Source organism: Microvirga flavescens, assembly GCF_003290125.1.
Taxonomy (GTDB): domain Bacteria; phylum Pseudomonadota; class Alphaproteobacteria; order Rhizobiales; family Beijerinckiaceae; genus Microvirga; species Microvirga flavescens.
This window is the reverse complement of the sequence record NZ_QMKH01000001.1, coordinates 927,072-940,307: the sequence shown is the minus strand read 5'-3', so window position 1 is coordinate 940,307 and position 13,236 is coordinate 927,072. Positions and strand designations below refer to the sequence as shown.

The window sequence follows — 13,236 nt, the reverse complement described above, 5'->3', positions numbered from 1 at the left end:
TTAACTATGCTTAGTCATATCTTCTCAAGCATTCCGGCACCCGCGCCGGTGTGCCGAAAAGGCCCGTCCAGTCACAGTTTCCGGGGAGCCCGTAAAGCCAGAGATCGTCGTCTTCGATCACGCCGCTTTTTCTCGACATCATGATGTTTCGCAGGTTCCAAACCGACTTCAGAAGCAGCCTCTCAAGGGCTCGAGCGACGTCCCGAAGCGGTCTTTCGCAGGCGCGGACCTCGGTTGCCGAAAACGGGAAACGGCTTGCGGCTTTTGGCCTGGCGCTGCTTGTTGCCGCCTGCTCGACGCGCTCCGAGCTTCAGTTCACGACGCTTGCGACTCAAGTTCCGGTAACCCGGGCCGTCGTCATTCCACCGCCCGGCGGACCTGCCGTCGTCGCGGTGCTTGAAAACAAGTTCCTGAACGGCGTCTCGCAGGAGATCGCCCTTTCGACCGGGGCGGCAGGGGTTGGGCAGAACGCGTTCTGGGTCAGCATGATGAACGATCCTGACGCCCTGACCGAGGTCGACGACGTTCTGAAGATCCGCCGAATCACCACGGAGCGCCTTCAATCCGAGATGGAGGACAGGCTCCCGGGCGTCGACATGCGCACGTCCCTCTATTTCGTTCAGAACAAGTACGGCCCCTTCGGCTACGCCACGGGCTATTCCGCCGCACACGACCTTTGCCTCTACGCCTGGCAGCAGATCGAGCCGACCGAGAACGCGGTGTTTTCGACGAGCGGCTCCGTCTCCATTCGTCTGCGCCTGTGCGAGGCGGGCGCGACGGAAGAGCAGCTCTTGCGGGTCATGTACGGCTACACCATCTCGGCCTTCTTCGGGGCGCGGGGCTGGAATCCTTACGGTTCCCCCGGCCCGGTCCCGCAACAGCTCGGACAGATCGATGCGCCCATCTATCCGCTCGGCATGACGACCGGCAGCACATTGCGGACCGCGCCGCCCCCGGCTGCCCGGCCGAAGGCCGTGGTCCGGCGCGCTCCGCCGGAATTCCAGCCTCCGGCGGCTCTTCTTCCGCCTGAAACCGTCAGGCACCCTGCGGCAGTCCCGACGGGGGAGCCCCTCGGCGGCTTCCCCGTCGTGCCCCCGCCGCCATAGACCAGACAGCCCCGATACAAAGTCACAAGACCGTCAAAACATCGAGAAATGAATATTGGCTATAGTCGAGCGGCCAACGCCAAGTTAAAGGTGCTTAACCGGCAAGAAACGCTTTCAATGCAATAGATTGCCGTCGGGGCCTGCCGTAAAGAAAACCGGAGCGAGAACGAGGAATGATGAGACAGGGAATCATCGTGGCCTTCTGGGCCGCTGCCTCCGCAGTCGTTCTTCTGCTCGTCGCGCTTCCCATCAGCCTCCAGGCCCACCTCATCGCCGGTCTCGTCGTCGTGACCTGCATGATCGTGCTGAAGTTCTTCCGTGCGGAAGGGATCTGGCGGCAGGTCGCCCTCGCCCTCGGCACCGCCATCGTCCTGCGCTACGTTTTCTGGCGCACCACCAGCACGTTGCCGCCGATCACCGAAATCGCGAACTACATCCCGGCGTTTCTTCTCTACGCGGCTGAGATGTACAGCGTGATGATGCTTTTCTTAAGCTTGTTCGTGGTGTCGAGCCCGCTTCCGCCGCGCCCCGCCCCGAAGCTCGACCACACCAATCTCCCGACCATCGACGTCTTTGTTCCGAGCTACAACGAAGACAGCGACCTTCTCGCGACGACGCTCGCCGCCGCGCGTGCGATGGACTATCCGCGTGAAAAATTCACCGTCTGGCTGCTCGATGATGGCGGTACGGACGAGAAGTGCAATTCGAACAACGCCAAGGCCGCCGCTGAGGCAAGAGCCCGCCGCGCGGAGCTGCACAAGCTCTGCGAAGCGCTCGACTGCCGCTATGTGACGCGTGCCCGCAATCTCCACGCGAAGGCGGGCAACCTCAATAACGGCCTCGAACATTCGACCGGTGATCTCGTGGTGGTCTTCGACGCCGACCACGCGCCCGCGCGCACGTTCCTGCAGGAAACGGTCGGCTATTTCACCGTCGACAAGAACCTGTTTCTCGTCCAGACGCCGCACTTCTTCATCAATCCCGATCCGCTGGAGCGCAATCTCGGCACCTTCCAGACCATGCCGTCGGAGAACGAGATGTTCTACGGCATCATCCAGCGCGGGCTCGACAAGTGGAACGCCGCCTTCTTCTGTGGCTCCGCTGCCGTGCTGCGGCGCGAGGCGTTGCAGGAGACCAACGGCTTCAGCGGCCTGAGCATCACGGAAGATTGCGAGACCGCGCTTGAGCTGCATTCGCGCGGCTGGACCAGCATCTATGTCGACAAGCCACTGATCGCGGGGCTTCAGCCCGATACCTTCGCGAGCTTCATCGGCCAGCGTTCCCGCTGGGCGCAAGGCATGATGCAGATCATGCGCTACCGCTTCCCACCGCTCAAGCGCGGCCTCAAGTTGCCGCAGCGCCTGTGCTATATGTCGAGCGTGCTGTTCTGGCTGTTTCCGTTCACACGCACATTCTTCCTGATCTCGCCGCTCTGTTACCTGTTCTTCTCGCTTGAGATCTTCACGGCATCCGGCGGCGAGTTCCTCGCCTACACCTCGACCTACATGCTCGTGAACATCATGATGCAGAACTATCTGTACGGTCGCTACCGCTGGCCCTGGATCTCGGATCTCTACGAGTTCATCCAAACCGTCTATCTCTTGCCTGCGATCCTTTCGGTGATCGCCAATCCGAGCAAGCCGACCTTCAAGGTTACCGCCAAGAACCAGTCCATGAGCCAGAGCCGCATTTCGGAACTCGGCGCTCCTTTCTTCATCATCTTCGGCATCCTGCTCCTTGGCGTAGTGGCCACTGTCGTGAGGATCTGGGCGGAGCCCTACAAGGCGGACGTGGCGCTCGTGACCGGCGGATGGAACCTTTTGAACCTCATCATCGCTGGATGCGCTCTCGGCGTCGTTTCCGAACGCGCGGTGCGCCGCCAGAGCCACCGCGTGCTCGCGAACCGCGCCTGCAAGTTCGTCATCGATGGACATTCCGTCGACGGCGTGATCGAGGACGTCTCGGTCGGCGGCGCACGCTGCCGGCTTTATCATTCCGCCATCGACGGCCTGCGCAAGGGCGCGCTCGGCACCATCGAGTTCAAGCCGCATGTCGAGCTGTCCTCGAACAGCCTTCCGGTCGATGTGCGCAAGATGAGCCTGGACGAGAAGGGCATTCTGATCGGGTGCCGTTTCCAGACGACGGAACCCGTTCATCACCAGTTGATCGCGGATCTGGTTTTCGCGAATGCCGATCAGTGGAGCGCGTTCCAGAAACGCCGCCATCACGACATCGGCGTCCTGCGCGGCACTCTCTGGTTCCTCGCCGTCTCGCTCTACCAGACCGGGCGCGGCCTCTCTTACCTGTTCGGCCTGCACAGGCTCGGCGTTTCAAACCCGCCCGCGGCACCGGCTCCGGTGGCAGCTCAGACGACGGCTCGATAAGAAATGAACGTGCCGGTTCGCTCCTTCCTTCTCCGCGTTCTTCCCGCGCTCGCAATGTTGAGCGCAGCGAGCGCCTTCGCGCAGGTCACTCCTTTCAGCATGACGCCGGACAAACCGGCATCTCCATCCGAGGTTCAGCGGACACCGGTTCCGGCGACAGCGCCCATCGCACAGACGCAACCTTCCACTCCTTCCGCTCCCTTCGACATGCGTCAGGCCCCCACGGCCAGCCCGCAGACGGGACCCTCCCAACAGCCGCCATCGGCAGGGGCGGGATCTGCACCCGCTCCGTTCGGCATGACGCCGCAGGGCGCGCGCGCCACCCCGGCCACCGCCGGAACACAAACGCGCCCCGCGCAGGCGCTCCAGACAGGTGCGGCTTCACCCGCGCGGCCAATCCTGCGAAACGAAAAGCCGATTCTACCTTCCGCCCTCGTTCGCCTCGAAGGCGAGGTCGATGCGCGGAGCTGGGCGATCCATCTCACGCAGGATGAAGCGGCGAGCGGCGCAAGCCTCGCCATCGGCTACCGCAACGCCGTCGTCGTGATGCCGGAAGCCTCGCGCTTGCGGGCGCTCGTCAATGGCGAAGTCATCATCGACACGCCGATTGCATCGGCGCAGAACGTGCAGCGCATCGTTCTGCCGGTCCGCGCGGGTCTGCTGCGTCCGGGGCAGAACGTCGTTCGGCTGGAGGTCGTGCAGCGCCACCGCACCGATTGCACAGTGCGCGCGACATACGAACTTTGGACGGAACTCGAAGCGGCCTCGACCGCTATCGTATTCGGCGAGGGCACACCGCGCATGCTGCGCGGCCTGGAGGATCTGCCCGCCATCGGCGTCGATGCCACCGGCACGACCACGATTCATGTGATCGCCCCGAAGGTCTATCGCCCCGAGATGCGCGACAGGCTGCTTCGCCTCGTGCAGATGGTCGCGTTGCGTGGGCGCTATGCGCACCCGGTGGTGAAGGTCTCGGAAACCGATCCGGGGCAAGTGTCGCCAGGCACGATCAAGGTTTACCTGAGCCCGGCAGGCGAACTGCGCACCATCATGCCCCTGTCGCCGGAGGCCGCCGCGAGCCAGCCCATCGCGCTGGTGATGCAAGACTCCGGATCGCCCGCGCTCGTGGTTTCCGGGCCCGGCTGGGCGGATCTCGATACGGCCATCAGCGTCATCGCCGCGTCCATGCTCAGCGATCGGTCGACGGAGCGCAGCAGCGTCGACACGGCTTCGTGGATGTGGCCCGATGCGCCGGTCTTCCAGCGCGCGCGGTCGGTGAAATTCGCCGATCTCGGCATTCCGACGCAGGAGTTCTCCGGACGCCGTTTCCGCGCCCGTTTCGCCATCGATCTGCCCGCCGACTTCTACGCCAACGATTACGGCGAGGCGCTGCTTTATCTCGACGCGGCCTACACGCCCGCCGTCCAGCCCGGTAGCCACATCGACCTTTATGTCAATGACCGGATCAGCGCGACCATGCGCATCACGGCCAAGGGCGACATTTTCCGGCGTCATCCCGTCCGCATCCCGATGCGGAATTTCAAACCCGGCATCAACATTGTCTGGTTCGAGGCCGTTCTTCTGACGGATGCCGACGATCGATGCCCGCCGGGCGGCACCTTGTCGGAAACCAGCCGTTTCGTGCTCTTCGATACGACGAACCTCGCCATTCCCGATTTCGGACGTATCGGACGTTTGCCCGATCTTGCGAATATGAGCGCCGGCGGCTTTCCGCTCGGCAGCGCGCCGGCGACCTTCGTGCTCGCACGGCAGAACCCCCTCCTCTACGGCAGCGCCGGAACGCTCCTCGCCCGCATGGCGCGCGTCTCGGGCGAGCCCGTTCGCGCCGTCTTCGCCAATGCCGCCGTCGTCGGCGATCCCTCGACAGTCTTCATCGGGGCTATCGATCAGCTGCCATCCGGCATGCTGCAACGGGTCGGCGTGTCGGAGCGAACCCGCGCGATCTGGCAATCGACTCCCGCGCCGGTGCGCACGAGTTCAGCGATCCCGGGAGCGGAAGGCGCACCGAGCGAAAAGATGACGCCGGAGAGAAGCCTGAATGATCTCTCTTCGCAAGGCTCGACCGACGACATCCGCAAACGTTGGACGGAATCCCTCTCGCATCGCAGCTTCCTGCAGACGCGCTTCGACGCTTTCAAATCGTGGGTCGAAAAAACCTTCAATCTCTCCGTTGCCTCTCTCGTCGTGCATGACAATGCGAGCACTGCCTTCGAACCGCCGCCGCGCGCGACGTTGCTGCTTGCACAGGGCAATTCCGAAGGCGACGGAACACTGACGGTGATGACCGCGCGCACGGAGGGCGAACTGGCCGATGCGACGGCGCGGCTTACCGAACCGGAACTCTGGCCGCAGGTGGCGGGCACTATCGTCACTCTCAACACGAACGAGGACTGGATCGATGTCCAGCCGGTGCGCTCCTTCACCTTCGTTCAGACGCAGCCGTTCTCGCTACTGAACTTGCGCCTCGTTGCAGCCAACTGGATGTCCATCAACATCCTTCAATATGCGCTGCTGCTCGTGGCGTGCTGCGCCGCTCTCGGCGTGACGACCTATTTCCTCCTCAAGCGATTGGGGCGGTCATCATGAGCGTGAAGCGGTTAGGCGGGCTGCTGACGATTCTCGCGGGCCTTGCGCTCACTATAGGAAGCGCCATGCAGCCGGCAGCAAGCGCGGGCCCCGAACCGCTCAAGATGGAAGGCACGATCCAGTCCTCCGATTGGGAGGCCTATCGCACGCGTTTCGTAGACGCGAGCGGGCGCGTGATCGACAACGCCAATGGCGACATCAGTCACAGCGAAGGACAGGGCTACGGCCTGCTCCTCGCCTTCGCCGCAGGCGACAGAAAGACCTTCGAGCAGATCTGGACCTTCACCTTCACCCAGTTCCTGATCCGCGACGACGGTCTTTCCGTGTGGAAATGGGACCCGAAGGCCAAGCCCAACGTCTCCGACAGCAACAACGCCACAGACGGCGATATCCTCATCGCCTACGCCCTGGCGAAGGCTGGAACGTCGTGGCGGGAGCCGCGCTATCTTCAAGCCGCGCAGAACATCGCGCGGGCGATCGGTCGCAACGCCATCGCGCGCAACATGGGCAGGCCTGTGCTGCTTCCGGGGTCCACGGGCTTCGGTTTCTCGAATCGGCCCGACGGCCCTGTCGTCAATCTCTCCTACTGGATCTTCGAGGCCTTCCCCGTTCTCGCGGCGCTGGCGCCGGAATACGACTGGAACGGCGTCCGAAGCGAAGGCATCGCCCTCCTGCAGCAGGCCGACCAAACGAAAACGCGCCTGCCGCCGGATTGGCTCTCCATCCGCGAGAAGGGCCAATTTCGGCCTGCGGAGGGCTTTCCGCCCGAGTTCGGTTACAACTCGTTAAGGATACCTCTTTACCTCTTGAGGGCGGGGGTAACGGATGTGGAGTGGCTTAAGACGCTCAAGCAACGCTGGCTCGGCAATGAGGGGGTCGCAATCGTCGATGTCACGACCGGCCAGGTGAAGGAGCGCCTGACCGATCAGGGCTATGCCGCGCTCGCGGTGACACTGGCCTGCGTCCTCGACAAAACCCAGGTGCCGGCCGCGCTGAAGACGTTCGAGCCGAACCTCTATTATCCGTCGACCTTGTATCTGCTCTCGATGTCGTTTCTGGGCGAAAAGTATCCGCAATGCCTCTGACCCGTGGCATCATAGCGACTCTGCTCGCGAGCGTGGCCTTCTCCGCCAGCGCTCAGACCCGTGACGGAGATCCCACCCTCCGGCAGCCCCCCGGTGCTGTGTTCACGAACGGCGTTCTCACTGCCCAGGCCCCGACACCCGCGCCCCCTGCCAGCGCGCCGTCTCCCTCCGCCGCCAATCCCGCGCAGCCGGATGAATCGGCGCTGCGTTATTTCGCGGCCCAAGGCGACACCCGCAGGGTCGATGCAGAAATCGCACGGCTGCGCGCGCTCTATCCCAATTGGACGCCGCCAGCCGACTTGACGCAGCTCAGCGCTCAAAGCGCCCTCCAGCCGGACGTGGAGACGGACCGGATCTGGTCGCTTTTCACGGAAGGCCGCCTGGCCGAAGCCCGCGCCGCCATCGCCGCGCGCATCGCCACCGATCCGCAATGGAAGCCGCCGGCGGAACTGGTGAGCGCGCTCGACATCGCGGAAGCCCGCATTCGCCTCGTCAATGCGTCGGACAACAATCAGTGGCGCACCGTTCTGTCCATCGCGACGGACAATCCGTCCCTGCTCACCTGCGCCAACGTGGATTCCCTGTGGCGTGTCGCAGAGGCCTTCGCGAAGACGAACCAGGCCTCTCGCACCAGGGACGTCTATACTTACGTCCTGACGAATTGCGGCAATCGCGCGGAGCGCCTCGCCACCTTGCAGAAAGCGGTTGAGCTTTTGCCCGAGGCGCAGATTCTCGATCTCCTGAAGTTCGAGCGCAAGACGGGCGCGGAGCAGGACGATTTCAGCGAAGTGCGGGATGAGCTGGCGCGGCGGCGTGTCGAGCGCGCCGCGACGGACCCGAAGCTCAAAGTCTCCACCGACGATCTCGCCGTAGTCGAACGTTTGGCGGAAGGTGAGAGCGCTCCGGGCAACGCGCTCCTCCTCGGCTGGTACAACTATCACCACGAGCAGCCGGAAAAGGCGCGCGACTGGTTCAAGACTGCGCTGGACCGCAACGGCGGTGCAAAGGCCGCGGAAGGGTTGGCGCTGTCGCTGCGTGCGCTCAACCAGTTCATCCCGGCCGATGCCGTGGCCTATGAATGGCGCGACAAGTCAAAGGACAATCTCAACGTCTATCTCGATGTCGTCACGGCCCTCCTGAGCCAGGACCCGCCGCTGCGCGTCGATCCCGCCGTCATCACCCGTTCCATTCCCGTCATCACGCGGGAGAAGTTCAGCAACGGCGGGCAGGCGCTCGGCTGGTACTCCTATAATACCGGCCAGTTCCGCACGGCGCGCGACTGGTTCGCGAAGGCGCTGAACTGGAAGCCCGACGACGAACCGTCCGCCTATGGCCTCGCGCTGTCTTATCTTCGCCTGAACGATCGCGCGGGGTTCGCCTCCGTGGCCAATGCCTGGCGCGGGCGCTCGGACCGGATTGCCGAGCTCGCGAACGGCGGAACGGGCTCGCGCCTGCCGCCGGAACCGCGCGCCGTGCCGACCGTCCCGGAGGAACCCGTCGTGGGACAGCGGCGCATCGAGGCCGTTGCCCCGGCACGCCCCGCGGAAACCTGGTATCCCGAATCCACGCCCCTGCGCGTGAGTGCCCCCCGCGCCCCGGCAGGACGCGGCGCAAAGTGCAACGGCACAGGCAACCCTCTGACCCTCTCGCCGGGAGCCGCGCTGACGCTCGGATGGTGCCTCATGGAACTCAACCGCCCGCTCGAAGCGGTGACGGCCTTTGATCAGGCGATCCTTCGCGGCAGCGGGCGCACGAAGCAGGACGCGGCCTATGGCAAGTCGCTGGCCTATCTGCGCAAGGATCTCACGTCGCAGGCAGCTGTCGCGGCGGCCCAGGCTCCTCAGCCCCCGCAACGCCAGGTCGAGCTGAGCGCCACGATTCTAGCGCAGCGCGCCATCGCCGCGTATCGTGCGGGCCGTTACGTGGAAGTGATCCTCGCGCTCGGCGAACGCGCGCGACTCGTACCTGAACAGAATGATCTCATGCTCCTGCGCGGCTGGTCCTATTTCAAGCTTGGACGCTACGACGACGCACAGCGTATCTTTCAGACCGTGCAGCGGACGGGTTATTCGGACGATGCCAATGTCGGCCTGAACGCCATTCTCGAAGCCACTCGTCCGATCAGGCAATACTGACCCGGGCAGGGCACGCGATCCGTCGAAACCGGCACTGTTAAAATGTGATGGGATATATCGGCGCGAAGTTTCCCATATGAACATCCAGGGCTATTCAAGTCGGGCGCGCAGTAATATCGACTTTTTCGCGTAGATTAAGCCATTCGACAGACTCGCGTCGTTTTTGCAATTTTCGTCGCGAAACGATCCAATTCGGCCTCGGTAAGCATGATTTGATTTATTTTTCCCCAGCAAATGGGGAACTTTGCGCCCACAGATTGACATTCATGAGGGTTCGCACCTTAACTTTGTCGCAGAACGGCCACATCCAGTGCCGTCTCAGAGGACTGTCATAATGAAGAAGTCAGCGCTTCTCGCCGCCGTGTGCGTCCCGGCCTTCCTGGCCGCCGCTCCCCTCGCGGCCAAAACTCTCGTTTATTGCTCGGAAGGTAGCCCCGAGAACTTCTACCCGGGCGTGAACACGACCGGCACGTCGTTCGACGCCAGCACCCAGATCTACAGCCGCGTCGTCGAATTCGAGCGCGGCGGCACGCAGGTACAGCCTGGCCTCGCCGAAAAGTGGGACATTTCCGAAGACGGCAAGGTCTACACGTTCCACCTCCGCAAGGGCGTGAAGTGGCACTCCAACAAGAACTTCAAGCCGACCCGCGACATGAACGCCGACGATATCGTCTTCATGTTCGAGCGTCAGTGGAAGCAGGACAACCCGTACTTCAAGGTTACCAGCCCGAACCACTCGTACTTTGACGACATGGGCATGCCCAAGCTGCTCAAGTCGGTCGAGAAGGTCGATCCCTACACCGTCAAGGTGACCCTCAACCAGCCGGAAGCTCCGTTCCTGGCCGACCTCGCGATGGAATTCGCGGCGGTTCAGTCGAAGGAATACGCCGATGCGATGCTGAAGGCCGGCACGCCTGAGAAGATCGACCAGGAGCCGATCGGCACGGGCCCGTTCTATCTGGTCCAGTACCAGAAGGACGCCACCATCCGTTACAAGGCGTTCCCTGAATATTACGGCGGCAAGGCCAAGATCGACGACCTCGTGTTCGCGATCACGCCGGACGCTTCGGTCCGCTGGGCCAAGCTCCAGAAGGGCGAATGCCACGTGATGCCGTATCCGAACCCGGCCGACCTCGAAGCCATGAAGAAGGATCCGAACGTCACGGTCCTCGAGCAGGCTGGTCTGAACGTCGGCTATCTCGCCTACAACACCCAGAAGAAGCCCTTCGACGACGTGCGCGTCCGCAAGGCGCTCAACATGGCCATGAACAAGAAGGCCATTGTCGACGCGGTGTACCTGTCGAGCGGTGTGCCGGCCAAGAACCCGATTCCGCCGTCGATGTGGTCGTACAACGACGCTGTCAAGGACGATCCGTTCGATCCGGAAGCCGCCAAGAAGCTCCTGGCGGAAGCCGGCTACCCGAATGGCTTCGAAACGGATCTGTGGGCGATGCCGGTTCAGCGCCCGTACAATCCGAACGGCAAGCGCGTCGCCGAGCTCATGCAGGCCGACCTCGCCAAGATCGGCGTGAAGGCCGAAATCAAGACCTACGAATGGGGTGAGTACCGCAAGCGCCTGCAGGCGGGCGAGTCCCAGATGGGTCAGATGGGCTGGACCGGCGATAACGGCGATCCGGACAACTTCCTGCACACCCTGCTGGGCTGCGACTCGGCCAAGGGCGTCTCGGGCTCGAACATCGCGAAGTTCTGCTACAAGCCGTTCGATGACCTCGTCACCAAGGCGAAGGTCACGTCCGACCAGAAGCAGCGCACCGAGCTCTACAAGCAGGCTCAGGTGATCTTCAAGGAGCAGGCTCCCTGGTTCACCGTCGCTCACGCGGTGCAGCTGAAGCCCGTCCGCAAGGAAGTCGTCGACTTCAAGCTCTCGCCCTTCGGTCGCCACACCTTCTACGGCGTGGATATCAAGGGTAAGTAAGGCTTTCACATTGGCCAATGGCGGAGCGGCGTTTTACGCCGCTCCGCCTTTTTTCCGTTTTAAGACATGCTCCGCTTCATCCTCACACGTCTGAGCCTGATCATTCCGACCTTCATCGGGATCACGCTTGTGGCCTTCTTCCTCATCCGCCTCGTTCCCGGCGATCCCATCGAGACCATGGCAGGTGAGCGCGGCATCGACGCTGCGCGCCATGAGCAGCTCAAGAAGGATTTCGGGCTCGACCGCCCGCTGATTGTGCAATACGGCTACTATATCGAACGCGTTCTGCACGGCGATCTCGGCAAGTCGATCGTCACGCGGGAAACCGTGCTGAACGAATTCCAGTCGCTCTTTCCCGCTACCGTCGAACTGGCACTGTGCGCGATCATCTTCGCGCTGCTCGTCGGCATTCCTGCCGGCATCATCGCCGCCGTCAGACGAAATTCGATCTTCGATCACGGGGTCATGGGCATCTCGCTGACCGGCTATTCCATGCCGATCTTCTGGTGGGGCCTGATCCTCATTCTGCTCTTCTCCGTCCAGCTCGGCTGGACGCCGGTCTCCGGTCGCATCGACGTGCTCTACTACATCGAGCCCGTCACCGGCTTCCTGCTGATCGACTCGTGGTTCTCGGAGGATGAAGGGGCGTTCCTGTCCGCCGTCGGCCATCTGATCCTGCCGACCATCGTGCTCGGCACGCAGCCGCTGGCGACCATCGCCCGAATGACCCGCTCGGCGATGCTCGAGGTTCTCGGCGAGGATTACATCCGCACCGCCAAGGCCAAGGGCCTATCGCGGTTCCGCGTCATCTTCCTGCATGCTCTTCGTAATGCGCTGATCCCGGTCGTGACCGTGATCGGCCTGCAGATCGGCGTACTTTTCACCGGCGCGATCCTGACCGAAACCATCTTCTCCTGGCCCGGTATCGGCAAGTGGCTGATCGAAGCGATCTTCCGCCGCGACTATCCCGTCCTGCAGGGCGGCCTGCTTCTCGTCGGCGCAATCGTCATGAGCGTTAACCTCCTGGTCGACCTTACCTACGGCTTCATCAATCCGCGCATCAGGCATAACCGATGACTGCTCAAACTGTCCAAACTCCGGGTGTTGCCGCCCCTAGCGCACCACCCCATCCGCTCCGGGAATTCTGGGGCTATTTCAGCGCCAACCGCGGCGCCGTCGCCGGTCTCTTCGTGATCCTCGGCGTGATCCTCGTGGCGCTTTTCGCCGATCTCATCGCGCCGCATTCGCCGTATCTGACGGATACGACGGTCGCGTTGAAGCCTCCGTTCTGGCAGGAGGGCGGCTCGCTGTCCTATCCGCTCGGCACGGACGCCATCGGACGCGACATTCTCTCGCGTCTGATCTACGGCTCCCGCCTGTCGCTGCTCATCGGCGTCATCGTGGTGTCGATCTCCATCGTCCTCGGCACGGTGCTCGGGCTCGTGGCGGGCTTCGCGCGCGGCGTGACCGAGATTGCCATCATGCGCGTGATGGACATCGTCCTGACCATGCCGAGCCTCCTGCTCGCTATCGTCGTCGTGGCGGTGCTCGGCCCCGGCCTCATCAACTCAATGCTCGCGGTCGCCCTCGTGATCCTGCCGCATTACGTGCGCCTCGCACGCGCGGCAGTGATTACCGAAACCTCGAAGGATTACGTGACTGCGGCCCGCGTCAGCGGAGCGGGAACCATCCGTCTGATGTTCAGGGAAGTGCTGCCGAACTGCACCGCACCGCTCATCGTGCAGGCCTCGCTCGGCATCTCGACGGCGATCCTCGACGCGGCGGCGCTCGGCTTCCTCGGCCTCGGCGCGCAGCCGCCGTCGCCCGAATGGGGCACCATGCTGGCCGATGCCCGCGAATTCGTGCTCCGTGCCTGGTGGGTCGTGACCTTCCCCGGTCTTGCGATCCTCATCACGGTGCTGGCCTTCAACCTTCTGGGCGACGGTCTTCGCGACGCCCTCGATCCCAAATTGAAGCGCTGAT

General features: G+C 63.2%; 8 protein-coding genes. All 8 read left to right on the top strand.

The annotated features are described in order from the left end of the window. Window positions 1–140: 140 nt before the first annotated feature. The 8 genes from bcsN to DQW91_RS04160 all read left to right on the top strand — a co-directional run bounded on the left by bcsN (window position 141) and on the right by DQW91_RS04160 (window position 13,235). Window positions 141–1,106 (top strand): cellulose biosynthesis protein BcsN, encoded by a 966-nt coding sequence (gene bcsN, locus DQW91_RS04195; RefSeq protein WP_112662260.1) that lies wholly within the window; start codon window positions 141–143, stop codon window positions 1,104–1,106. A gap of 176 nt (window positions 1,107–1,282) precedes the next feature. Beyond that, on the top strand, window positions 1,283–3,490 hold the full coding sequence (gene bcsA / locus DQW91_RS04190) for a UDP-forming cellulose synthase catalytic subunit (RefSeq protein ID WP_112662460.1): 2,208 nt from the start codon (window positions 1,283–1,285) through the stop codon (window positions 3,488–3,490). A gap of 9 nt (window positions 3,491–3,499) precedes the next feature. Beyond that, window positions 3,500–6,097, top strand: a complete 2,598-nt coding sequence (locus tag DQW91_RS04185) for a cellulose biosynthesis cyclic di-GMP-binding regulatory protein BcsB (RefSeq protein ID WP_157961334.1) — start codon at window positions 3,500–3,502, stop codon at window positions 6,095–6,097. A gap of 65 nt (window positions 6,098–6,162) precedes the next feature. After that, window positions 6,163–7,182 carry a family 8 glycosyl hydrolase gene (locus tag DQW91_RS04180; RefSeq protein WP_425373371.1) on the top strand — a complete coding sequence of 340 codons (1,020 nt, stop codon included), beginning with the start codon at window positions 6,163–6,165 and terminating at the stop codon, window positions 7,180–7,182. Then, window positions 7,173–9,317 carry a tetratricopeptide repeat protein gene (locus DQW91_RS04175; protein WP_112662257.1) on the top strand — a complete coding sequence of 715 codons (2,145 nt, stop codon included), beginning with the start codon at window positions 7,173–7,175 and terminating at the stop codon, window positions 9,315–9,317. The genes DQW91_RS04180 and DQW91_RS04175 overlap by 10 nt, the downstream gene beginning before the upstream one ends. Window positions 9,318–9,651: 334 nt before the next feature. Continuing rightward, on the top strand, window positions 9,652–11,253 hold the full coding sequence (locus DQW91_RS04170) for an ABC transporter substrate-binding protein (protein WP_112662256.1): 1,602 nt from the start codon (window positions 9,652–9,654) through the stop codon (window positions 11,251–11,253). 66 nt (window positions 11,254–11,319) lie between these two features. Then, a complete protein-coding gene (locus DQW91_RS04165) occupies window positions 11,320–12,330 on the top strand; it encodes an ABC transporter permease subunit (RefSeq protein ID WP_112662255.1) in 1,011 nt (336 codons plus the stop codon). After that, complete coding sequence (locus DQW91_RS04160) at window positions 12,327–13,235, top strand: ABC transporter permease subunit (protein WP_112662254.1); 909 nt, start codon at window positions 12,327–12,329, stop codon at window positions 13,233–13,235. The genes DQW91_RS04165 and DQW91_RS04160 overlap by 4 nt, the downstream gene beginning before the upstream one ends. Window position 13,236: the final 1 nt, after the last annotated feature.

What these genes read in the sequence shown, in the direction of transcription:
- bcsN (WP_112662260.1), top strand. Translation starts at nt 141, where the DNA reads ATGATGTTTCGCAGGTTCCAAACCGACTTCAGAAGCAGCCTCTCAAGG.
- bcsA (WP_112662460.1), top strand. Translation starts at nt 1,283, where the DNA reads ATGAGACAGGGAATCATCGTGGCCTTCTGGGCCGCTGCCTCCGCAGTC.
- DQW91_RS04180 (WP_425373371.1), top strand. Translation starts at nt 6,163, where the DNA reads ATGCAGCCGGCAGCAAGCGCGGGCCCCGAACCGCTCAAGATGGAAGGC.
- DQW91_RS04175 (WP_112662257.1), top strand. Translation starts at nt 7,173, where the DNA reads ATGCCTCTGACCCGTGGCATCATAGCGACTCTGCTCGCGAGCGTGGCC.
- DQW91_RS04170 (WP_112662256.1), top strand. Translation starts at nt 9,652, where the DNA reads ATGAAGAAGTCAGCGCTTCTCGCCGCCGTGTGCGTCCCGGCCTTCCTG.
- DQW91_RS04165 (WP_112662255.1), top strand. Translation starts at nt 11,320, where the DNA reads ATGCTCCGCTTCATCCTCACACGTCTGAGCCTGATCATTCCGACCTTC.
- DQW91_RS04160 (WP_112662254.1), top strand. Translation starts at nt 12,327, where the DNA reads ATGACTGCTCAAACTGTCCAAACTCCGGGTGTTGCCGCCCCTAGCGCA.